Origin of the sequence: Pantoea sp. GM01, assembly GCF_000282675.1 — a bacterium.
GTDB classification, from domain to species: Bacteria; Pseudomonadota; Gammaproteobacteria; order Enterobacterales; family Enterobacteriaceae; genus Pantoea; species Pantoea nemavictus.
The window spans coordinates 1-23,152 of the sequence record NZ_AKIU01000089.1 but is presented as its reverse complement, the minus strand read 5'-3'; the positions used below and the strand labels follow the sequence as shown (position 1 = coordinate 23,152).

Here is a 23,152-nt window from a genome sequence, read left to right as displayed (position 1 = left end):
ACGCAATTTTGGCGCCGCAAAAGAGCCGTCTGGCGGGACAAGGATGTTTGCATTCTAGCGGCGAGGCGCTGGAAGTGGTAGGCGAAAATCAAGGAACTGGCGGTGTTTGCCGTAACAATATGCAATTTGAGATGACGCACAAAATAAAAATGCCCGGCACCAAAGCCGGGCAACAGCGAGGATTATTGGCGGTCTGGCAAGCTCACCGCGTACAAATACCAGGCCGAATGAGGCAGCCAACCTTCCGCCCAGCGCCAGTCATCATCTTTCCGCGTGACGGCATAACCTTCATCGAAGGCGATACCCTCAGCGACCTGGTTGGATGCTCCGGTAATGCCGTTAACAATGCCGCCTGGCAGCGTGGTGTATTTCCATGAATTAAAGAACAGATAGCTGATATGGCGGTAACCACTGCCGGTCAGCATGCTGACATCATAAGGATTGTTGCCCAAAATCCAGTTCAGCTGATTCCAGGCGTAACCCTGCAGCTGCTGGGTGAAGGTTTTATCATCGGCAAACAGCGGCATGGCCTGACGTGCAGCCGCCGCCAGCGAGGCGATCCGCGCATTCTCACCCTGCCACCACGGCGCAGCTTCGCTGTCATGCGGGAAGAAGAAGCTGGTACGTTTATCACCATTTTTCAATTGAATCAGCTGGCGTGCGTAGCCAAACGGATTATTGGTTTCTTTGGTCACCGCCAGTTCAAAGCCCAGCGAGCGTTTCACCGTATCTTTGATTTTCGTCTGCTGCTCTTGCGGAGCAATGCGCGCATACTCCAGCAGCGCGATCACAGGCAGCCCGGCATCTGACGGATGGAAGAAGGGGCGCCGCTGCGTATCGGCGCGCCAGTAATCATGCCAGTTATCCAGCGAGGTCAATCGTGCCATCAGGCTTTGCGCGCGTTGTTGTGCCGCCGTCAAATAGACCGCTTTGTGCGAAGCGCGATACAGCTCTGTCGCCGCCAGCAGCGCGGTATAGTCATCAACGATATTCTCTTTACCGTCATTCACCATGTGCGCATTGTTTTTTTGCAAAAAAGCGAAGGCGTCTTCGGCCGTTTGCAAATACTGCTTGCGGCTGAAATTACCGTCATTTTCCATGGTGCTGGCCAATGCCAGCGCGGCAATCGACATACCCGCTCCTGAACGGAAACTCGCCTGCCATACCAGCCGCCCAACGGCTTCCTCCTCGACAATAGTGGAATCTGACTCTTTCTCCTTAATCTGCGTACGCCAGTTTGGGTTAGCAATCACGCGATCCTGCGCCCGTTTCTCTTTACCGGGCGAAGAGATCGCCTGGAAGAAAGATTCGCCCGGACGTTTCATCCGCACCAGAAAATCGGCGCCGTACAGGCCTTCGTCCAGCATCCGGCGGCGATACTCATCAAAATTTTGATTTTGGCGCGCACCCAGGTTCTGATAGCCGCGCAATAAGCTCCAGGCCACCAGCGGCGCCTGCTGTGGATTGAAATAGGAGGTCAGATTTTGATGTGAAAGATGCACCCCGTAATCGCCGGTGGCATCGTACCAGCCGCCGTGCACATCAACGGTGCCAGAGCCTGTACCAGCCGGCAGCGGCAGTTTGCGATCGGACTTATCAAACAACCCGGTGACGCGCTGGCTTTTGAAGTAAGCAATCACATCGGAAAGCGTGTAGCGCTCCAGCAGATCGGCGCCGATGATAAATGGCCCGGAACGAACGTCGCCGTCGCTACTGGTGGTTTGCAGCACGTAGCGTCCCTGTTTTTTCCAAGCGGAAAAATCCGCGCGGTAGAAGGTGCGATCGCCCCAGCCCTGCACTTCGCCCTGCGGCTGTAAAGTGCCACTCAGCACCTGCTGATTGGTTTCACTGTCTAGCAGCACAAAGTTTACTGGTGGCTTAGCGCGTGACTCGCCGGTCAATTGAACAACGGCGGTTTTTGGTGCAGCAATGTCGTAACCCACCTGATTAATCAACACGTGAGTTTCAGCGTGTGCCAGTCCAGCCATCAGCAGCGCGGCGGTAAGTGCGGAGAAACGAATCCTCATGGTCATCATCCTTAGTGTATTGAGTGATTAAAACAGGCTAAAAGGGGCAATCATCAGGAATTTGATGTCCTTTTCATCCTGGAAAACGTTGCCATAGCCACCGCCCCAGCTCGGGTTATCGCTATGATTATTGAACGCGGTGAGATGGAGTTTGAACACGGTGTTTTTGGCCCAGCCGGATTGCACCTGCCACACCAGATCGCCGTTAATGGCGGTTTCGGTCAGACGTTGATCTTGTGACCAATCGCCACCACGCGCCGGTTTGCCGTCCCAGCCCCAGGCAAAAGAGCCGCCGATACTGACGCCTGGCCAGACGATATCGCTAAGATCGACCATCATCCCGGCAAAGATTGCCTTCTCACCGTCGGCATTGAAGTCAGAGCGAGAATCCCACCACATATCAATACGGCCAGCCGAGTTCGGGTAAATCGGCGTCATCGCCACGGTGTAATAACCCTGCTTGCCCGGCGCGTGCACCACGCTGCCTTCCAGCCGGAACTGATAGCGATCAACCTGATAAGCCAGCGTTAATCCCTGTTGCCAGGCGAATTCGTCATAAACATCATGACGGCCGGTACGATCCTGCGAACCGTAAAACTGCCAGCTCAAACTTAGCGGATTGTCCCAAATCACAGTCTGACGAGCGGCCTTAGCGAAATATTTATCGAGGTAGTGCGGTGATTCCCCCCACGCCAGCTCCAGCGTGTTACCGTTTTTGAAGTCGTACTTGCCGCCTAACGAATGCAAATAGGGAATACGCGTCTGGCGATCGATTTCGCGAAACTCGTACATTTTGCGATACCACGGCGCCTTATATTTGTTGGCGCCCATCCACGACAGCGATAGCGCACCAGCGGAGCCATAGTCATAAACCGCCCCCACTTCTAAGCCCTGATAGGTGCCCGGTAAGAATCCCCACTGCGTACCGAGCAGCGTTTGGCCACTCGGCTGGATGTAACCCGCTCGCAGCCAGTAATCACCCGCCTTCACTTTCAGCGCCGCACGATAGAGATCGAGACCATTTTTTTCGCCCACGCCGCGGTCTTCCCACATCGATGGACCATGACTGAAGCTGATTTCATTGGGGTGCGCCGGGCTGCCCTCAAACAGATCCCAGGTGGCGAAGGCGGCGAGATCCACGCCGACAACATCCGCCAGATAGCCTGATTGATATTCCAGCGCGCCGGTCAGCGTGCTGTGATGCAGATTGGTTTGATAGTGTTGGTAATGGCTGCTGTCCGGATTGAGATCCTTACGCTCGCGGTGACGTTGCCAGTAGTACAGCGTGCCATCTACTTTGCTGTCTTCAATGAAACCTGCCGCATTAGCCGCAGGCGGTGCTGCACACAGCATCAACGTTGCCAGTGGCAGCAGCGCCACTTTTTTTCCCTGAGTTAAAGCATTCATTGCATTTCCTTAAGGTGCACGCAGCCCTGCGATAGCAGCCGCATACCTGGTCCCTGTTAGTCAGTATTGAAAGTTGCGCGTCAGGCGCTGGGTTTAGTCACACCGGGCCGCGTCCAGCGGCCATAGATCAGTGTCAGGACGAAGGGGACGATGAAAGCCACTGCAATCGCCGCCACTTCATAAATCATTTTGGAATCGGGACCTTCAAACAGACCGAGTTCGAAGACGTTGAGTACCGGCAGAAAACTGTAAGTTTTTACCTGTAACAGTCCGGTAATCGCACCGCCTAATGCGGCACCGATACAGCCGAAGATGAATAACATGCGGAACTTGAGATTGACGCCATACAGCGCCGGTTCGGTTATGCCGAAAAACGCCGATAGCGACGCTGAGAGGGCAATTTGGCGGTCACGCAGATTGCGAGCGATAAAGATGGCGCCACTCACCGCACCAAATTGCCCCATTACCGCCGACATGAACATCGCCATGATGGTGTCGTAGCCCTGCACCTGAATGTTAATCAGCGCGAGGGGAATAATGCCCCAGTGCACGCCAAACACCACGAACAGCTGGCCAATACCCGCCAGCAGCGCGCCGGAGATCATGGGACTGAGCTGATAGAGCGCGCTGTAGCCATTGGCGATGCCGACACCGGCATAATCCGCCAGTGGACCAATCAGTGTGAATACCACAAAGCCGCAGATAATCAGCGAAAGACACGGCACAAATACCAGCGCCGCGACGTCCGGAATCCACTGCTTCAGCTTGCGTTCAACGTTGCTCAGCAGCAGCACCGCCAGAATCGCTGGGATCACCGCGCCGCCATATATTTTCAGGCTAATGTTCAGACCCAATACGGCGAAGTGCTGCGGCAAGTCAGGCTGCGTGAGTGGAAATACCATCGCTGCCGTTAATGCCAGTGCAGTGAAACGGCTGGCGCCAAAACGATCGGCGGCAGTCACCGCGATAAACAGCGGCAGGAAGACAAAAACGCCACTGGCGAGCGCATTAAACATGGCGAAAAGCAGATCATCGCTAGCCACCAGGCCCTGAGTTTGCAGCAGCACCATGATGCCTTTAATTACCCCGATTCCGGCCAGGACCCCAATATAGGGCGTAAAAATCGCACCAAGCGTTGCCAACATTTTTCCCGCCAGTCCACGTTCGTCAGAACCCGGTTTGACCGGTTCAGCAGCCGGTTGCGACCCGAGTTGCATCGCCTGATACAGCTGCTCCACCTGCGGGCCCACCACCACCTGCAACTGCCCGGATGCATTCACTACGCGGATCACCCCCGGCAAGCCGCTGATAGCCGGGATGTCCACGTTTGCCATATCGTGGATGGCCAGCCGCAGGCGGGTGGCGCAGTGCGAAATATGGCTGATGTTGTCATCCCCGCCGACCTGCTCCCGGATAGTCTGGGCCAGCTTCACGTAATCGAGTTTCATTATGGTTATCCTTTTTCAACGCGCCCGGTGTTAGTCGTAATCGCCCGGTTTGGTTTTGCTCTTCATCGACACGCCAAAGTCGGTGAAGATGCGCTGCGGCAGATTGTTACCCTTCGCTTCCGCAATGTGATGCGCCAGAATCTGGAACGGAATCACCAGCAGCAGCGGCGCCATCCACTCGCTCACTTCCACCCCCAGCGCCAGCGTGCGTTCATCATCGCTTTCGCCGAGGCAAAGGCTCCAGACATGTGGTGTAACGCGCTGTTCATAGTCGCGCAGCAGACGCAGGCGCTCGCGTACCGGCGCATCAACATCAATAAAGAACAGACGGTGTTGTGGGTTTATCTCGAAATACGGGCCGTGCATGAATGCTTCGAGCTCAATGCCCTGCGATGGTACGCGCACCGTTTCACTGAACTTGGTCTCCATCTCCTTGATCACACCCAGTGCCGGTCCAAAGCCGATGGAGATAAAACGTGGTGCGGCGGTGAGATCCGCCTGCCAGCGCTGCCAGAAAATTTCAGTACGTTCAATAATGTCTGGAATCGCCGTCGCGCCGCGCTGCAGCATCGCAAACTCCTGCTGCTCCTGTTGCGCGGTGATACGGCCGCTTTGACGCGCGCTGTGCAGGCCGATCAGCATCAGCATCATTACGGTGGCTAAATAGCCTTTGGTGACGTAACCGACGCGCTCTTCGCCACTTTTAATCTCCACCGCATGATCCACCGCCTGCGCCAACGGACTGGCCAGCTTGCCGGTGATGCCCCAGGTTGCCACGCCATGCTGTTGCTTGAGGGCGGCAATGGCTGCCAGGGTTGAAGTGCTCTCGCCGCTTTGTGAAATGGCGATTACCAGATCGATGGCCGGATCCCACTGCTCGTAATGCTGGAAATGAAATGGCTCCTGCACGCTAATCCGCACGCCTGTTAGACGCTCCACATAATATTTAGCGCTGAGGGCGGCATTGATGCTGGAACCCGTGGCGAGCACCAGCACCGATTTTGCTGCACCGAGCGCGGGCAAATCATCTGGATAGCATGCCAGCAGGTGGCTGAGCACCTCAGGCTGCTGGTGGATGTAAGTCATCATGGTGGGTTTCATTACTGCTCCTTAAACAGTTCTCCTGAAAAACTGAAAACGTTTTCAGGTTGCAAGCAAACTTATTTAATGGCGCAGATTAAGTCAACGCAGGAATGGTGAAAATGAGATCGCGATTACAAAGCGTAACTTATTTAAAATTAAGGGATTAAGTTACAGGTTAAGCTGATTCGCCGAGGATTAATAGCGGCGTTGGCGGGACAATTTGTTGATTTTCTTGAGATGATTTTCCGTCGAGCTGCGCCATCATCATAGTGATAATGTTCTGCCCAAGCTGCGGGTTCTGATGATCTACGCTTGTGAGGCGGGGAATGAAAAATTCGCTGCCGGGGAAACGTTCGCAGCTGATAACGGCCACCTGATGAGGTACCTGAATAGCGCGATCGCTAAGCGCACGAATGGCCCCCATCGCCACGCGATCGTTGATGGCGACCAGCGCCTGCGGCGGTTCTGGCAGATCCCACAGCGTTTCAATCGCTTGATAGCCATGTTGCGGATAGAAGTTATTCAAGCAAATCCACGCGTCGTTCGGCGTGATTTCCGCCTGCTGTAGAGCCGCACGGAAATGATTGACGCGTTCGCGTGTCACCCACACTTTGCGTGAGCCGCCGATAAAAGCGATGTCACGCAGGCCACGCGCAAGCAGGTGATTAACCGCTAGCTCAACACAATGCTGATGATCGCGCATTACGCATGGCCAGCGACGATCGGGATGGGGTTGGCCGACCACCACCACCGCCATTTTGCTCATCAGCGTCTCCAGCATCGTCAGATAATCTGGCGGAATCGGCGCAAAGTCGCTGTGGCCGCCAAGCACGATGACGCCATCAATTTGGCTATCAATAATCGATTGAAAAATTGCGCTTTCATCGCCTGACGTACCATCGCTGCGGTTGGCGGATTGTGTATCGTATAGCGTGATTTTATAGCCAATGGCCAGGCAGGCTTGCTGAATCTGCGCCACTAAGGTGACGAAGTAGGGATTGGTGATATCGGAAACGATCACCGCAAGGGTGTAACTCTGACGCGAAATCATGCCGCGCGCCATCAGGTTGGGGCTGAACTGATGCTCAGCAATCACTTTATCGACGCGCGCACGGGTCTTTTCAGACACCCATGCATGCTTGTTAAGCACGCGTGAAACGGTGGTAATAGAAACACCGGCGAGCAGCGCAATATCCTTAATGGTAAGATTTTTGCTCATGATCGCCGAATGTACCTATTCGTCGCCAATCGGTGCTGCTGCGCCGTTGCTTAGCAGCTCGCGCACCACGCTGGTAGCAAAACTGCCCGCCGGCAGCCAGAACTGCATCTCTAGCGTGACGTCGTCCCACCAGCTCCAGCGCAGATCTTTCGGCACCACCAGCGCCGCACGCCGCGAGGCATCAACGCGTTCACGATCGAGTAAAGCCAGCAGATCGCCCGACGACGCCAGTTGCTCCCGCTCGAACGCCAGCACTTCGCCTTGGGTACCGAGCTCGCCGCGTCCGGCCAGCGGTGCGGTGATACGCAGTTCATGGTTATCGACACGCTGCTGCAGTTCCGCTAACTCTTCCGCCAGCGCGACAAACCAGCTGCCACGCCCTGCCAGCTGCAACGCATCTCCCGCCTGTGCACGATCCAGTGCGCCATCGCGCTGTAAACGGGCACTGGTGAGCTGGTTAAATAGCTGGCTGCGCGCTGCCGAGAGTAAAATGCCTTTCATGCTGCGATCGCGCGGGCGGAATTTATCTTCAGCCCACAATTTTGCCTGCGTCAGGTTGTTACCGCCGCGACCAAAGCGCTGCTCGCCAAAATAGTTGGGTACGCCGCGCTGTTGAATCTGCTGCAGACGCGTTTCAACGTCGCTACGATCGGAAATTTGGCGCACGATTAAACGGAAGGCATTGCCCGCCAGCGCGCCGGTGCGCAGTTTGCGCTTGTGACGGATCACCTGCAGGATTTCGACGCCTTCCAGCTGAAAACCGGCCAGATTCGGCATCGCATTGCCTGGCACACGGAAGCACAGCGTCTGCTCGGTGACCGCATGACGATCTTTCATGCCGGCATAGCTGAGATCGCGTACCGGCACCTTAAGAAATTTGGCGATGGCTTCGGCAACAAAGCGGGTGTTGCAGCCAATTTTACGAATGCGGACTAAAACCTGTTCTCCCTCGCCATCATAGGGATAGCCAAGATCTTCAATCACGACAAAATCTTCGGGATTGGCTTTAATCACGCCGCTGGCATTGGGCACGCCGTGCAGGTAATGCAACTCACTCATGCCCGATCGGCCTTAATCAGCAGCGCAACCGCTTCACAGGCAATGCCTTCACCGCGACCGGTAAAGCCGAGCTTTTCGGTGGTGGTGGCTTTCACGTTGACGTCATCCATATGGCAACCGAGATCTTCGGCAATATTGACGCGCATCTGCGGCACATGCGGCAACATTTTCGGTGCCTGCGCAATGATGGTCACATCAACGTTACCGATGCGATAGCCTTTCAGCTGAATCCGACGCCAGGCTTCGCGCAGCAAACCGCGGCTGTCAGCGCCTTTAAACGCCGGATCGGTATCCGGGAACAACTTGCCGATATCGCCCATCGCCACCGCGCCGAGCAAGGCATCCGTCAACGCATGCAGCGCCACATCACCATCAGAATGGGCAATAAAACCGTGTTCGAAGGGAATACGCACCCCGCCAATCACTAACGGACCTTCGCCGCCAAAAGCGTGAACGTCAAAACCGTGACCGATACGCATCATGCGCTCTCCTGTAACTGAATCTGGGTAAGATAGAAGGCCGCCAGCGCCAGATCTTCTGGCCGCGTCACCTTAATATTGTCGCTGCGTCCACTCACCAATTCCGGGTGATAACCGCAATACTCCAGCGCCGACGCTTCATCGGTAATGGTAGCGCCTTCATGGAGTGCGCGCGTCAGGCAAGCGGTAAGCAGTTGATGCGGGAAAAATTGCGGCGTCAACGCGTGCCATAAGTCTTCGCGTTCAACAGTATGAGCAATGACCGCTTTGCCTGGTTCGCCGCGCTTCATGGTGTCGCGCACCGGCGCCGCCAGAATCCCGCCGACGTTGCTGTACTCGCGTACCGCCAGCAGGCGCGCTAAATCGTCCGGATGCAGGCACGGGCGCGCGGCATCATGCACCAGCACCCATTGGTGATGCTGAATGGCCTTTAATCCCGCCAGCACAGATTCAGCGCGCGTGTCGCCACCGGTCACTCTTACCACGCGGGAATCCTGCGCCAGCGGCAGTGAATCGAACCAGCCGTCATCGCTGCTTACCGGCACAATGACCTGTTTTACCGCCGGATGAGCCAGCAAGCGCGCAACGCTATGTTCAAGAAGGGTAAATTGACCAATGGTCAGATACTGTTTTGGGCAGGCAGCTTGCATACGGCTGCCCACACCTGCGGCGGGCACCACGGCAATCACATCCGCAAGGATCGGGCGCTTGTTCATGGCTTATCGTTGTTGATTTTGCGCAGCTTGTTGCGCGTTACGTTTGTTCTGGTCTGGCACCAGACGATAGAAAGTCTCACCGGGCTTAATCATGCCCAGTTCATTGCGTGCGCGTTCCTCGATCGCTTCCGAGCCGCCATTGAGATCGTCAATTTCGGCAAACAGCTGATCGTTACGCGCTTTAAGTTTGGCGTTATTCGCCTGTTGTGACGCGACGTCTTCGTTGACGCGCGTGTAGTCATGAATACCGTTCTTACCCAGCCACAGGGAATATTGAAGCCATCCCAGCAGCACGAGTAGCAGTAACGTCAGTTTTCCCATCCCCGCCCCCTGAAAAACGGCCCAATCATCCCATAACTTGGCGCTGGACTCCACTGCGGCGGCGAAAATGCCGCGCACCAGCAGTTATCGGCGCAAATAATGACAGAGAGAGGCGCGAGACGGCAGGTAAAGTTTTGTAACCAGCCGATGCGTTTGCACATCAGGTGGGCGTTACCAACCCGAGAGAAATGAGAACAGCAGCCAGAACAGGCACACCACCACGATCGCTGTGGCGATACCGCTCCAGAATAAATGCGTACGAATCACCAGGCTCAGCACGATACCAATCAGCACTGAAACCGGTAACAGCGCGAGGAAGAACGGCCAGGTGTAGAGGAAGAAGAACAGCGTGTTGGAGCCGTAGAGCATGAACGGAATCGCCAGCGCGCACCAGTACGAGAGAAAGCCAAACACGCCGCCCGGCAGCGACGAGCGAGGCTCATCCGGGGTGCGTTCATCTTTACGGGCTAGCATGGGCGTTACGTTCTGCATAGAGATCCTGTTGACGCTAAGCGCGGCAAACCCGGGAGGATTTGCCGCTGTCGATTCAGGATTTAATGATATCGCGGTGACGCAGCAGGTCTAACAATTGGCCGGTCAGTTTTGTAACCAATTGTTCGCCATCCAGATGGATTTCAGGGGCTTCTGGCGCTTCATACACGCTGTCGATACCGGTAAAATTACGCAGCTCACCGGCACGGGCTTTTTTGTAGAGACCTTTGGGATCGCGCGCTTCACACACCGCTAACGGCGTATCGACAAACACCTCAACGAACTGCCCTTCGCCCAGCAGATCGCGCACCATTTGGCGCTCGGCACGATGCGGCGAGATAAAGGCGGTTAACACCACTAAACCGGCATCGACCATCAGCTTCGCCACTTCACCCACGCGACGGATATTCTCTTTACGATCGCTATCGCTGAAGCCGAGGTCACGGCACAGGCCGTGACGCACGTTATCGCCATCCAGCAGATAGGTATTCACACCCGCGCGATGCAGCGCCTGCTCCAGCGCGCCGGCCACGGTGGATTTGCCCGAGCCGGAAAGTCCGGTGAACCACAGCACCACGCCTTGATGGCCATGCTGCTGTTCGCGTTCCTCACGCGTTACCGGATGATCGTGCCACACCACGTTTTCATCGTGCTGCGCCATTACTGACCGCCCAGCAGATCGCGTGCGTTCCAGTGCGGGAAGTGACGGCGCACCAACGCATTCAGCTCCAGCTCGAAATCGCTGAACTGGCCCGCTTGCGCATGCACATTGCTCAGCGGCTGATTAATCATGCCCGCGCCGACCGTCACGTTGCTCAGACGATCGATAAAGATCATGCCGCCGGTAACCGGATTCTGCCGATAGGCATCCAGTACCATCGGTTCGTCAAAGGTCAGTTCGACCAGACCGATGCCGTTGAGCGGCAGGCTATCCACCGTGCGCTTCTCCAGCGAGTTAATCTCCACCTGATGGATGACTTTCTCCACGCGCGCGCGGGTTTTCTTACCGGCAATCTTCACTTCATAGCTTTGTCCCGGCTGCAGCGGCTGCTCAGCCATCCACACCACGTCCGCCGTCGCGGATTGCACCGCTTGCAGATCGGCGGCGGCATCCACCAGCAGATCGCCACGACTGATGTCGATTTCATCTTTCAGCACCAGCGTAATCGCTTCACCAGCGCCCGCTTCTGGTAAGTCGCCATCAAAAGTGACGATGCGCGAGATAGTCGATTCCACGCCTGATGGCAGCACTTTTACGCGCTGGCCCACTTTCACTACGCCAGAGGCCAGCGTACCGGCATAACCGCGGAAGTCGAGGTTGGGACGATTGACATACTGCACCGGGAAACGCATCGGCTGATGATCCACCACGCGATTCAGCTCCACGGTTTCCAGTACGTCGAGCAGCGTTGGGCCGCTGTACCACGGCATGGTCACGCTCGGCGTCGCCACGTTATCGCCTTCCAGCGCTGACATCGGCACAAAGCGAATATCGAGGTCTTCCGGCAACTGCGCGGCGAAATCGAGATAATCCTGTTTGATCTGCTCGAAGGTCTCTTGCTTGTACTCCACCAGATCCATCTTGTTGATGGCGACCACCAGATGCTTGATGCCCAACAGCGTGGAGATAAAGCTGTGACGACGCGTCTGATCCAGCACGCCTTTACGCGCATCGATCAGCAGAATCGCTAAATCGCAGGTAGAGGCGCCGGTCGCCATATTGCGCGTGTACTGTTCGTGTCCCGGCGTATCAGCGATGATAAATTTGCGCTTCTCGGTGGAGAAGTAGCGATACGCCACATCAATGGTAATGCCCTGCTCGCGCTCGGCTTGTAAACCATCAACCAGTAAGGCGAGGTCAAGCTTCTCACCCTGAGTGCCGTGACGTTTGCTGTCATTGTGCAGCGATGACAGCTGGTCTTCATAGATTTGACGCGTATCGTGCAGCAGGCGACCAATCAGCGTACTTTTGCCGTCGTCAACGCTACCGCAGGTGAGGAAACGCAGCAGGCTTTTGTGTTGTTGCGCGGTCAGCCAGGCTTCTACGCCGCCCTGATCGGCAATCTGTTGTGCAATAACGGTATTCATCTGCGTCTCCTTAGAAATAACCCTGACGTTTCTTCATTTCCATCGAACCTGCCTGGTCGCGGTCAATCACGCGTCCCTGGCGTTCACTGGTGGTGGAGACCAGCATCTCTTCAATGATTTCCGGCAGCGTTTGCGCTTCCGATTCCACCGCGCCGGTTAGCGGCCAGCAGCCGAGGGTACGGAAACGCACCATACGCTGTTTGATCACTTCGCCTGGCTGCAGATCGATACGATCGTCATCAATCATCATCAGCATGCCGTCACGCTCCAGCACCGGGCGCGGCGCGGCGAGGTACAGCGGCACGATCTCGATATTTTCCAGGAAGATGTACTGCCAGATATCCAGCTCGGTCCAGTTGGAGAGCGGGAACACGCGGATGCTTTCGCCTTTGTTAATCTGGCCGTTGTAGTTGTGCCACAGCTCAGGACGCTGATTTTTCGGGTCCCAGCGGTGGAAGCGATCGCGGAATGAGTAGATGCGCTCTTTGGCGCGCGACTTCTCTTCATCACGCCGTGCGCCACCAAAGGCTGCATCAAAGCCGTATTTGTTCAGCGCCTGCTTCAGGCCTTCGGTTTTCATGATGTCGGTATGCTTGGCACTGCCGTGCACGAACGGGTTGATGCCCATCGCCACACCTTCCGGGTTGCGATGCACCAGCAGCTCCGCGCCCATCGCTTTTACGGTGCGATCGCGGAACTCGTACATTTCCCGGAATTTCCAGCCGGTATCAACGTGCAGCAGCGGAAATGGCAGCGTGCCCGGATAGAAGGCTTTGCGCGCCAGATGCAGCATCACCGAGGAGTCTTTGCCGATGGAGTACATCATCACCGGATTGCTGAACTCGGCCGCCACCTCGCGGATGATATGGATACTCTCTGCCTCCAGCTGGCGCAGATGAGTAAGACGATTTTGGTCCATAATTTTTCCTCAAGCCAAATTGACAACGGCGGACTCGCGAGCCCCCTGCTGTGCCGAATGTTGGAACCAGGCCAATTGCCCGTGCAAATTCACTACTTCGCCAATCACTAACAGTGCTGGCGTGGGCGCGGCCGCAGCCAGCGCTTCCAGTTGATCTAATGTACCGGTCAGCACCTGCTGATCCTGACGCGTGCCGCGGCCAATCACCGCCACCGGCGTGGAGGCCGCGCGCCCATGTTCGATAAGCCCGGCAGCGATTTCCGCCGCTTTCACCGTGCCCATATAAATCGCTAAGGTTTGACGCGCGCGCGCCAGCGACGACCAATCGATGCCGTTGCCGTCGGCCTGGCAGTGACCGGTGATAAACAGCACGCTCTGCGCGTAGTCACGATGGGTAAGCGGAATTCCGGCGTAGGCGGTTGCGCCCGCTGCCGCGGTGATGCCGGGCACCACCTGGAAGGGAATTCCGGCGGCCTGCGCCGCCTGCAACTCTTCACCGCCGCGACCAAAAATAAACGGATCGCCGCCTTTCAGACGCACCACGCGTTTACCCTGCTGCGCGAGGCTCACCAGCATCTGATTAGTCTCTTCCTGCGGCACCGAATGCGCGCCGGCGCGTTTGCCAACGCAGATGCGATCGGCGTCACGGCGCACCAGTTCTAACACTTCGTCGCTGACCAGATGGTCATACAGCACCACATCGGCCAGCTGCATCACCTGCAAGCCACGCAGCGTCAGCAAACCGCTGTCGCCCGGACCGGCGCCCACCAGCGTGATTTCGCCCTGATTATCGCTGTCGTTATCCAGTTCGCGATCCAGCGTACGACGCGCTTCATTCACATTGCCCGCCGCCATCTGGCTGGCGAACAGCCCGTTAAAGGCACGCTCCCAGAAACGACGACGTTCAGACATGCGGTGATAGCGCTGTTTTACCTTGTCGCGCCACTGCCCCGCCACTTCGGCCATCTGCCCGAGATTAGCGGGCAGTAACGCTTCAATTTTTTCACGCAGCAGACGCGCCAGCACCGGCGCGGTGCCGCTGGAGGAGATGGCCACGACCAGCGGCGAGCGATCGACAATCGATGGGAAGATAAAGCTGCATTTCGGCTGATCGTCTACCACGTTCACCAGCTTGTGGCGCGCGTTGGCCGCCTCAAATACCTGTGCATTGAGCGCGTTGTCATCGGTGGCAGCTATCACGAGGAATACGCCGTCCAGCTGTGCCGGATCAAAGCTGTGGGCGATCCATTCAATCGCCTTAATATCCAGCAGCGCCTGCAGCTCATGGCCGAGTTCGCGCGCCGCGACCAACACGCGCGCACCCGCACGCCGCAACAGTTCAATTTTGCGCGCAGCAATTTCGCCACCGCCAACAACCAGCACCGGACGGCTTTTGAGATCGGCAAAGAGGGGCAGATAATCCACGTTAACCTTGCTAGTTTTACAATAAGTTAACGCGACTATACGTCCCGCCCTTCCGACAGATGAAATTACGAATTGGAATGAGTAGTTACCGAATGGAATAACGACCCAGGATTGCTGATAACATTTTGTGCTTAACAAATGATATTGCTGGTGTTTCGGAGCAATTCAAATTGTGCAAGCGTCATCACAGTTTCATACTATCTCGGATTTTTTTTAGCATGACGGGATGTCAGAAAAGGACCCTAACTATGTTTGCTAATTTCCGCCGCACTGTGCTGGCTGCACTGCTCGCGGGCGGTTTGCCTCTCTTTGTTCAGGCTGCGAGCATCAGCGCGCCTGGACACTTTGCCGAACAGCAACTTCGCCACATCGCAACCTATTTCCCCGGCCGCATGAGCGGCAGCCCAGCCGAGTTGCTCACCGCCGATTATTTGCAGCAGCAATTCAGCCAGCTGGGTTATCAGAGTAATACCCGCCAGTTCAACACCCGCTATGAATGGCTAGAGAAAAAGGGTGAAAGCCGCACACATAAAGTCACCGCCACCTCGGTGATTGCTGCGCGCGCAGGTGCGGTGCCGCAGGAGATCCTGATTGTGACGCATCTGGATACCTGGACGCCGCTCAGCCGCCATGAAGCCGATAACAATCTCGGCGGCCTGCGTTTGCAGGGCGTGGATGACAATGCGTCCGGACTTGGCGTGATGCTGGAGCTGGCGCAGGCGTTGAGCAAAACGCCGCTGCACTACGGCGTGCGCTTTGTCGCGCTGAGCGCCGGTGAGGCGGGCCTGCACGGCATGGATGATTATCTGGCACGCATGAGCGAGCAGGAGAAGAAGAACACGCTGCTGGTGATCGATCTCAACAGTCTGATCGTCGGCGATCATCTCTACTTTAATAGCGGCATCAATACGCCCTCGGCGGTGCGCAAGCAGACCAGCGCACGCGCCGTGCAGCTGGCACACCGTTACGGTATCTCCGCAGCCAGCCACGCTATGACCGCGCGCGATTATCCGGGCGTGAATCCGTTTGATAAGGCCGGCATGCCGTTAATGGATGTCACTGCCGCTAACTGGACGCTGGGCAACAAAGATGGACAGCAGCAGCGCGCGCGTTCCCACCATTTTCCGGAGGGCAACGTGCGCCATCAAACCGAGCGCGATAACCTCAACTATCTCGATCGTTGGCTGCCTGGCCGCATCACCCAACGCACGCGTGACAGCGTGAAGATCTTGCTGCCGCTGCTGACCGAGCTGGCTAATCCGACAACCTAAGGATCTATTATGTACGTGGTATTTCTGAACTATTTTCGTCCGGTAGAGGAAGTGGAAGCGTTACTGGCGCCGCATATCGAATGGCTGGATCGCTACTTTGCTAATGGCGTATTTATCGCGGCGGGACGTAAAGATCCGCGCACCGGCGGCATGATTATGGTGAAAGATATCGATCGAGCCCGGTTGGATACCATCCTCGCGGAGGATCCCTTTGTCGCGGTGGCGCATTATGAGGTGACGAAGGTGAATGTGACGCGTGCGGCGGAAGAGTTTGCGGGGCTGCAAGGGATTTGATGGTGCCCGCTGTCCCCCATCCCGGCCTTCCCCCGCTAGCGGGGGAAGGAGACGCTGCCGCATGCCCCTTCAGAACTCACATATGGCACATCTTCCTCCCCCATTTATGGGGGAGGACCGAGGAGGGGGACAGCGAGCACATTATCACCCTTCATGCAACCCGCACTCGCGCTTCAGGCCGAAGAAGCGTGTCTCCTCTTCTGCCATGCCCGGCTCCCACTTTCTGGTGGTGTGCGTATCGCCTACTGATAAATAACCTTCATCCCACAGCGGATGGTATTTCAGTCCATGCTGCTGCAGGTATTGATGCACCTGACGGTTATCCCAATCGATAATCGGCAGAATTTTCAACACGCCGCGCTGCACCGCCAGCACCGGCAAACTGGCGCGGCTGCCGGATTGATCGCGGCGCAGGCCAGCAAACCAGGTTTGCGCGCCCAAGGTTTCCAGCGCGCGGTTCATCGGTTCCACTTTGTTGATCTGGTTGTACTGCTCAATCCCTTCAACACCCTGCTCCCACAGTTTGCCGTAACGCGCTTCCTGCCATGCTGCTGAGGTCTCAGCGCGGAAGATTTGCAGGTTGAGATTGAGCTTGTCGGTCAGCTCATCAATAAAGCGATAGGTTTCCGGGAACAGATAGCCGGTATCGGTGAGGATCACCGGAATGTCCGGTTTCTGCTGCGTCACCATATGCAGCAAAACCGCCGCCTGAATACCAAAGCTGGATGACAGCACAAACGCGCCAGGCAGATGCTCCAGCGCCCAGCTGACGCGCTCTTCAGCCGAGCGCTTCTCCAGCTGCACGTTACTTTCTGCCAACGCCATAATGCGATCAACTTTTGATGAACCATTCAGTGCTGCGAGATCGAGTACCGTCATACTGCCTCCGAGTCCCAAAAATCACGGGCGGGATCAACCACGGCTTTGATGATGCCAGTGCGAATCACGAAGTCGCCGAAGCCTTCATTGGCCTGACGCTCGGTTGCCCAGCGCGCCACCAGCTCGTCGATGCTGGCGAGGATTTCGCCTTCGTTGATATTCTCGCGGTACATGCGTGGAATGCGCGTACCTTCGCGGTTGCCGCCAATGTGTAAGTTGTAACGGCCCGGCGCTTTACCCACCAGACCCAACTCAGCCAGCAAAGCACGGCCACAACCATTCGGGCAACCGGTAACGCGTAACACTATGTGCTCTTCACCCACGCCATGCTTATGCATGATCTCTTCCACTTTGGTGACGAACGATGGCAGGAAGCGCTCGGCTTCGGCCATTGCCAGCGGACAGGTCGGGAAGGCGACGCACGCCATCGAGTTTTCACGCTGCGCCGTTACCGCTTCCATCAAACCGTGTTCACGGGCGATGGCTTCGATCTGCGCTTTTTGCTTCTCAGGCACGCCAGCCACAATCAGATTCTGGTTGGCGGTCAAACGGAAATCGCCCTGATGAACTTTGGCGATTTCGGCGATGCCGCGCTTCAACGGACGACCCGGATAATCCAGCAGACGACCATTCTCGATGAACAGCGTCAGGTGCCACTTCTTATCGATGCCTTTCACCCAGCCAACGCGGTCGCCGCGCGAGGTGAACGCATAGGGACGAATCGGTTCAAACGTCAGGCCGGCACGTTTTTCCACTTCCGCTTTGAAGGTTTCGACACCGACGCGTTCCAGCGTGTACTTAGTCTTGGCATTTTTACGATCGGTACGGTTACCCCAATCGCGCTGCGTGGTCACCACCGCGGCCGCCACGTCGAGAATCTTCTCTACCGGCAGGAAGCCAAACTCGCTGGCGGTGCGTGCGTAGGTGGCTTTGTTACCGTGATCAATCGACAAACCACCGCCAACCAGCAGGTTAAAGCCAATCAGCTTGCCGTTCTCAGCGATGGCGATGAAGTTCAAATCATTGGCGTGCAGATCGACATCGTTATGCGGCGGCACCACTACCGTGGTTTTGAATTTACGCGGCAGATAAGTCTCACCGAGGATCGGCTCTTTATCCGTGGTGGCGACTTTCTCTTTGTCCCACCAGATCTCAGCGTATGCACGGGTTTGCGGCAGCAGATGTTCGGAGAGCTTTTTCGCCCACTCGTACGCTTCCTGATGCAGCTCTGATTCCACCGGGTTCGAGGTGCATAACACGTTACGGTTAACGTCGTTGGCGGTCGCCAGCGCGTCGAGTCCAACTTCGTGCAGCATCTGGTGCGTCGGCTTCACGTTCTTCTTCAGAATGCCGTGAAACTGGAAGGTCTGACGGTTAGTCAAACGGATGCTGCCGTAAATGGTTTTTTCGCTGGCAAATTTATCAATCGCCAGCCACTGCGTTGGCGTGATGATGCCGCCCGGCAGACGGCAGCGCAGCATCATGGCGTGACGCGGCTCGAGTTTCTGCGCCGCGCGCTCGGCACGAATGTCGCGGTCATCCTGTTGGTACATACCGTGAAAACGGATCAGCAGGAAGTTATCGCCGGTGAAGCCGCCGGTCAGGCCATCGTCGAGATCGTCGAGGATGGTGCCGCGCAAGTAGTTACTCTGTTTTTTTAGACGCTCAGCGTCGACCAGCTTGCCTTCAACGACCAGCGGTCCAGGATGTTTTTCGCTCATTAGTAAACGTCTCGCTGATAACGGCGCTCAATGCGCAGCTCACTTAAAAATTCATCAGCCGTTTCACGATCCATGCCGCCGTGTTCGACCACCACATCCAGTAATGCTTGCTCAACGTCTTTTGCCATGCGATTGGCATCGCCGCAGACGTAAAGGTGCGCGCCTTCCTGTAACCAGCTCCACACCTCCGCACCTTTGGCGCGGATTTTATCTTGTACGTAAATTTTCTCGGCCTGATCGCGCGACCATGCCAGATCAATATTAGTCAGCAAGCCATCTTTGACGTACTTCTGCCACTCTACCTGATAGAGGAAATCATCGGTGAAGTGCGGATTGCCGAAGAACAGCCAGTTTTTGCCGCCTGCGCCATCGTTATCGCGCTGCTGCATAAAGGAGCGGAACGGCGCGATGCCGGTGCCCGGACCAATCATAATTACCGGGGTTTCCGGATTAGCAGGCAGGCGGAAATTGTCGTTATGCTCGATGAAGACGCGAATTTCGCCCTCTTCTTCAATGCGATCCGCCAGCCAGGTAGATGCACCGCCACCGCGCTGGCGACCGTCGATCTCAAAGCGCACCGCACCGACGGTAATATGCACTTCGGTTTCGTTTTCTGCCTGCGAAGAAGCAATCGAGTAGAGGCGCGGCGTCAGCGGACGCAGCAGGCTGGTTAATTGCTCTGGATTCAGTTCAGTCGGCGCCTGACGCACCATATCGACAATCGGGAAGCTCTGCGCATAGCTCTGCAGCTTTGGCTTGTCACCCGCTAATGCCAGCAGCGTATCGTTGCGCGACAGGGCGGCATATTGTTCAACGATTTGTGGCGTATTAACCGTCAGTTCGAAGTGTTTTTGCAGCGCCTCAGTGAGCGCCAGCGTTTTGCCCTGCACCTCAACCTGCTCGTCGCCTTTCAGCCACACCAGCTGCAGCAGTTCCTGCACCAGTTCAGCATCGTTTTCAAACCACACGCCCAGCGCGTCACCCGGCTGGTAACGCAGGCCAGAATCGCCGAGATCGATTTCAATGTGGCGCACATCTTTATCCGAGTCGCGTCCGGTGATTTTCTGGTTTGCAGCAAAGCTGGCCAGCAGCGGCTCTTCTTTAGTGTACGGGCTGCTGTCGACCAGGTTGACGCTGCCTGCCGCTGTGATGGCGGCCTGGGCTGGCGATTCGCTCGGCACGCGCGCTTTTAATATCTCGGTGATCTGCTGGCGCCAGGCCGTTGCCTGCTCTTTGTATTCAACGTCCGCATCCACACGATCCAGTAGACGTTCGGCACCGAGTTCCGCCAGACGCTCATCAAAGTCTTTACCGGCTTTGCTGAAAAACTCATAAGAGGTATCGCCAAGACCGAACACCGCAAAGGCGGTGCCGGTAAACTTCGGCGCCTTCTTCGACAGCAGGAACTTGTGCAGCGCCACGGCTTCTTCCGGCGGCTCGCCTTCACCTTGGGTGGAGGTCACCACCACCAGCAGCTTTTCCTGGCCGATCTGTTTGAATTTGTAATCGCCGGCGTTAACCAGATTGACGCTCAGCTTCGCTGCCAGCAGGTCATCACGCAACTGCTCAGCCAGGCGACGCGCATTGCCGGTCTGCGAGGCGGAGATCAGCGTGATGGTCGGTGTTTCGGCCTGAACAGGCGCTGGCGCGGCAGCCGCACCCGGCGTCTGATTGACCATGCCCCAGAAATAGCCGGAGAGCCAGGCCATCTGCGTGGTGTTGAAATCCGTGGTCGCCGCCTGTAAGCGCGCGAGTTGCTCCGGGGATAACGGAAGCAGTGAACCTGGTGCCTGAGTCGTCATTGCGTTAAAAATTCCAGTGTCAGAAGTCCGGATCAATATGTTGCGAAAGAGTGCGTAGGTTACCGGGCTGTATATTAACGATTAAATACGCCTTCGACATATTAAATAACCAAAATGACTAAGTGGTTTTTCGGGTAAAGTTAACCAGCAAAAGTGGTAAATGAAGACGATATGATTCAAAGAGTTAATTAGGCGTTTTAGCAGGATTGCGTCGTTTAATGCCCTTTTCATGGCGAGCGGGTGCGAAAAATCTGCAATTCAGGTAGACTTCAGCGGTTTTTAAGTCTGAGAGCCATTATGTCTACCACGTTATTTAAAGAGTTCCAGTTTGAATCTGCCCATCGCTTACCTCACGTGCCGGAAGGCCATAAGTGTGGGCGTTTGCACGGCCATTCGTTCCTGGTGCGATTAGAAATCACCGGCGAAGTGGATGCGCATACCGGTTGGGTAATGGATTTTGCCGAGCTGAAGGCAGCGTTTAAGCCTTTGTACGATCGCCTCGATCATCACTATCTGAATGACATCCCAGGTTTAGAAAATCCCACCAGCGAAGTGCTGGCAAAGTGGATTTGGGATCAGATGAAGCCGATTCTGCCTGAGTTGAGTGCGGTGATGATTAAAGAGACCTGTACCGCTGGTTGTGTTTATCGCGGTTGAGACCAGGCAAGTGAAGCCGTAATCGTTGAGTGAGGTCGCCATGAGTGGCGACCCTACGCATCTAAAGTGCGCACTGTGCCAAATCAGGCAATATTCAAATACTTGTGCGTCTGCATTGAAAGCCGCCAGTTGCGGGCGATACAGGTTTCAATACAAAGTTTGGTGGCAGCATCGCCACGGCTGATCGGCTGTAACGCCACAATACGCTTTTTCTCGTCATGCAGGCCCGACAACAACGCATCCAACGCTTCGACATCACGCTCACGCGCCACCGGATGTTTAATCTCATCCGCGCGTTGCAATGCCTGCGGCAACACGTCATAACCGCCGCGCATATTCACCTTCGGTGAAACCGTCACCCAGGTGGCTTCTGAGCACTGCACTTCGTGCGTGCCGCTGGTTTCGATTTGGCACGCAAAGCCCGCCGCTTCTAATGCTTGGGTCAGCGGACGCAGATCGAAAATCGCCGGTTCACCGCCGGTTATCACCACGTGACGTGCGGTCCAGCCCTGGCGCTGAATAGAGTCGAGAAGCATCGCGGCATCGGCGTTGCCCCAGGCATCGCTCTCCACGGTTTTCACCAAAATATCGCCCAGCGAGGTCTCCCGATCTGCCCGCGTTTCCCAGGTATGTTTGGTATCACACCAGCTACAGCCCACCGGACATCCTTGTAAGCGGATGAACAGCGCCGGAACGCCGGTGTAGAAACCTTCGCCCTGCAGCGTCTGGAACATTTCGTTAATCGGGTAGAACATTTTTCACTCACGTCTAAAATTTGAGGCGCAGATTATGGCAGATCTTGCGCGCCGAGTAACAGCTGCTTCGTGCCAAATAAAAGCAAAAGCCCCGCACAAGGCGGGGCTTCATTCGGACGATGCTGCCCGCAGGCAGCATACTCAGGCGATTACGCCTGGCCTTTAACTTCTTTCAGACCGTTGAACGGTGCTTTGCTGCCCAGCGCTTCTTCGATACGAATCAGCTGGTTGTACTTAGCAACGCGGTCAGAACGGCTCATAGAACCGGTTTTGATCTGGCCAGCTGCAGTACCTACTGCCAGGTCAGCGATGGTTGCATCTTCGGTTTCACCTGAACGGTGTGAAATCACCGCGGTGTAGCCAGCATCTTTCGCCATCTTAATTGCAGCCAGGGTTTCGGTCAGTGAACCGATCTGGTTGAATTTGATCAGGATGGAGTTAGCGATGCCTTTCTCGATACCTTCTTTCAGGATTTTGGTGTTGGTTACGAACAGATCGTCACCCACCAGCTGGATTTTGTCGCCCAGCACTTTGGTCTGGTATGCGAAGCCAGCCCAGTCAGATTCGTCCAGACCATCTTCGATAGAGACGATTGGGTACTGTTTGGTCAGGTCTTCCAGGAAGTGCGTGAACTCTTCTGAAGTGAAGGCTTTGTTACCTTCGCCAGCCAGCACATATTTGCCGCCTTTGTAGAATTCAGATGCTGCGCAGTCCATCGCCAGAGTGATGTCTTTGCCCAGCTCGTAGCCTGCTGCTTTTACCGCTTCAGCGATAACAGCCAGCGCTTCGGCGTTAGAACCCAGGTTTGGCGCGTAGCCACCTTCATCACCGACTGCAGTGCCCATACCTTTTGACTTCAGCACTTTTGCCAGGTGATGGAAGACTTCAGAACCCATGCGAATGGCTTCTTTCAGGGTTGGCGCGCCAACCGGCTGAATCATGAATTCCTGGATGTCGACGTTGTTATCGGCATGCTCGCCACCGTTGATGATGTTCATCATTGGCAGTGGCATAGAGTATTTGCCCGGGGTGCCGTTCAGTTCAGCGATGTGCGCATACAGCGGCAGGCCTTTAGAGGCAGCAGCCGCTT

General features: G+C 56.0%; 22 protein-coding genes. 3 read left to right on the top strand and 19 right to left on the bottom strand.

The window, feature by feature from the left end:
• Positions 1-182 precede the first annotated feature (182 nt).
• The 14 genes from PMI17_RS22670 to cysG form a co-directional block, all read right to left on the bottom strand.
• Entirely contained in the window at positions 183-2,027 is a 1,845-nt protein-coding gene (locus PMI17_RS22670) for a glycoside hydrolase family 9 protein (RefSeq protein WP_007893251.1), read from the bottom strand.
• 27 nt (positions 2,028-2,054) lie between these two features.
• Positions 2,055-3,434, bottom strand: coding sequence for an OprD family outer membrane porin (locus PMI17_RS22665; RefSeq protein ID WP_007893250.1), 1,380 nt, complete (start codon positions 3,432-3,434; stop codon positions 2,055-2,057).
• A gap of 80 nt (positions 3,435-3,514) precedes the next feature.
• Complete coding sequence (locus PMI17_RS22660; RefSeq protein WP_007893249.1) at positions 3,515-4,882, bottom strand: PTS transporter subunit EIIC; 1,368 nt, start codon at positions 4,880-4,882, stop codon at positions 3,515-3,517.
• Between the two features lie 30 nt (positions 4,883-4,912).
• Complete coding sequence (locus PMI17_RS22655; RefSeq protein WP_007893248.1) at positions 4,913-5,983, bottom strand: SIS domain-containing protein; 1,071 nt, start codon at positions 5,981-5,983, stop codon at positions 4,913-4,915.
• A gap of 157 nt (positions 5,984-6,140) precedes the next feature.
• Positions 6,141-7,184 (bottom strand): LacI family DNA-binding transcriptional regulator, encoded by a 1,044-nt coding sequence (locus tag PMI17_RS22650; protein WP_007893247.1) that lies wholly within the window; start codon positions 7,182-7,184, stop codon positions 6,141-6,143.
• 15 nt (positions 7,185-7,199) lie between these two features.
• Positions 7,200-8,243 (bottom strand): tRNA pseudouridine(13) synthase TruD, encoded by a 1,044-nt coding sequence (gene truD, locus PMI17_RS22645; RefSeq protein WP_007893246.1) that lies wholly within the window; start codon positions 8,241-8,243, stop codon positions 7,200-7,202.
• Entirely contained in the window at positions 8,240-8,722 is a 483-nt protein-coding gene (gene ispF, locus PMI17_RS22640) for a 2-C-methyl-D-erythritol 2,4-cyclodiphosphate synthase (RefSeq protein ID WP_007893245.1), read from the bottom strand. The genes truD and ispF overlap by 4 nt, the downstream gene beginning before the upstream one ends.
• Positions 8,722-9,438, bottom strand: a complete 717-nt coding sequence (gene ispD, locus PMI17_RS22635; RefSeq protein ID WP_007893242.1) for a 2-C-methyl-D-erythritol 4-phosphate cytidylyltransferase — start codon at positions 9,436-9,438, stop codon at positions 8,722-8,724. Before ispD ends, ispF begins: the two co-directional genes overlap by 1 nt.
• Before the next feature lie 3 nt (positions 9,439-9,441).
• The gene (ftsB, locus tag PMI17_RS22630) at positions 9,442-9,759 is read right to left on the bottom strand and encodes a cell division protein FtsB (protein ID WP_007893240.1); all 318 of its coding nucleotides are present in this window, start codon (positions 9,757-9,759) and stop codon (positions 9,442-9,444) included.
• Positions 9,760-9,930: 171 nt separating this feature from the next.
• Positions 9,931-10,251, bottom strand: coding sequence for a DUF3561 family protein (locus PMI17_RS22625; protein ID WP_007893238.1), 321 nt, complete (start codon positions 10,249-10,251; stop codon positions 9,931-9,933).
• A gap of 55 nt (positions 10,252-10,306) precedes the next feature.
• Complete coding sequence (gene cysC, locus PMI17_RS22620) at positions 10,307-10,912, bottom strand: adenylyl-sulfate kinase (RefSeq protein WP_007893235.1); 606 nt, start codon at positions 10,910-10,912, stop codon at positions 10,307-10,309.
• Positions 10,912-12,339 carry a sulfate adenylyltransferase subunit CysN gene (gene cysN, locus PMI17_RS22615; RefSeq protein WP_007893233.1) on the bottom strand — a complete coding sequence of 476 codons (1,428 nt, stop codon included), beginning with the start codon at positions 12,337-12,339 and terminating at the stop codon, positions 10,912-10,914. The genes cysC and cysN overlap by 1 nt, the downstream gene beginning before the upstream one ends.
• A gap of 10 nt (positions 12,340-12,349) precedes the next feature.
• The gene (gene cysD, locus PMI17_RS22610; protein ID WP_007893231.1) at positions 12,350-13,258 is read right to left on the bottom strand and encodes a sulfate adenylyltransferase subunit CysD; all 909 of its coding nucleotides are present in this window, start codon (positions 13,256-13,258) and stop codon (positions 12,350-12,352) included.
• A 9-nt stretch (positions 13,259-13,267) separates the two neighbouring features.
• The gene (cysG, locus tag PMI17_RS22605; protein ID WP_007893230.1) at positions 13,268-14,683 is read right to left on the bottom strand and encodes a siroheme synthase CysG; all 1,416 of its coding nucleotides are present in this window, start codon (positions 14,681-14,683) and stop codon (positions 13,268-13,270) included.
• A 248-nt stretch (positions 14,684-14,931) separates the two neighbouring features.
• Between cysG and PMI17_RS22600 the strand changes: the two genes are divergently transcribed.
• Both PMI17_RS22600 and PMI17_RS22595 read left to right on the top strand, forming a co-directional pair.
• Positions 14,932-15,954, top strand: coding sequence for an aminopeptidase (locus PMI17_RS22600; RefSeq protein ID WP_007893228.1), 1,023 nt, complete (start codon positions 14,932-14,934; stop codon positions 15,952-15,954).
• Between the two features lie 9 nt (positions 15,955-15,963).
• Positions 15,964-16,248, top strand: coding sequence for a YciI family protein (locus tag PMI17_RS22595; RefSeq protein WP_007893226.1), 285 nt, complete (start codon positions 15,964-15,966; stop codon positions 16,246-16,248).
• Between the two features lie 144 nt (positions 16,249-16,392).
• On the opposite strand, the gene PMI17_RS22590 is transcribed toward PMI17_RS22595, so the two are convergent.
• From PMI17_RS22590 to cysJ, 3 genes are read right to left on the bottom strand one after another with little or no spacing between them, the layout of a single operon-like run.
• Positions 16,393-17,127, bottom strand: a complete 735-nt coding sequence (locus tag PMI17_RS22590) for a phosphoadenylyl-sulfate reductase (protein ID WP_007893224.1) — start codon at positions 17,125-17,127, stop codon at positions 16,393-16,395.
• Positions 17,124-18,848, bottom strand: a complete 1,725-nt coding sequence (cysI, locus tag PMI17_RS22585) for an assimilatory sulfite reductase (NADPH) hemoprotein subunit (RefSeq protein WP_007893223.1) — start codon at positions 18,846-18,848, stop codon at positions 17,124-17,126. Before cysI ends, PMI17_RS22590 begins: the two co-directional genes overlap by 4 nt.
• Positions 18,848-20,650, bottom strand: a complete 1,803-nt coding sequence (gene cysJ / locus PMI17_RS22580; protein ID WP_007893221.1) for an NADPH-dependent assimilatory sulfite reductase flavoprotein subunit — start codon at positions 20,648-20,650, stop codon at positions 18,848-18,850. Before cysJ ends, cysI begins: the two co-directional genes overlap by 1 nt.
• 297 nt (positions 20,651-20,947) lie before the next feature.
• Here cysJ and queD point away from each other — a divergent pair, with 297 nt between their 5' ends.
• Positions 20,948-21,307, top strand: coding sequence for a 6-carboxytetrahydropterin synthase QueD (queD, locus tag PMI17_RS22575; protein ID WP_007893219.1), 360 nt, complete (start codon positions 20,948-20,950; stop codon positions 21,305-21,307).
• A gap of 83 nt (positions 21,308-21,390) precedes the next feature.
• On the opposite strand, the gene queE is transcribed toward queD, so the two are convergent.
• Both queE and eno read right to left on the bottom strand, forming a co-directional pair.
• Positions 21,391-22,062: a 7-carboxy-7-deazaguanine synthase QueE gene (gene queE, locus PMI17_RS22570; RefSeq protein ID WP_007893217.1), complete on the bottom strand. Its 672-nt coding sequence runs from the start codon at positions 22,060-22,062 to the stop codon at positions 21,391-21,393.
• 149 nt (positions 22,063-22,211) lie between these two features.
• On the bottom strand, positions 22,212-23,152 hold a 941-nt coding region (gene eno, locus PMI17_RS22565; RefSeq protein WP_007893215.1), incomplete at its 5' end, for a phosphopyruvate hydratase.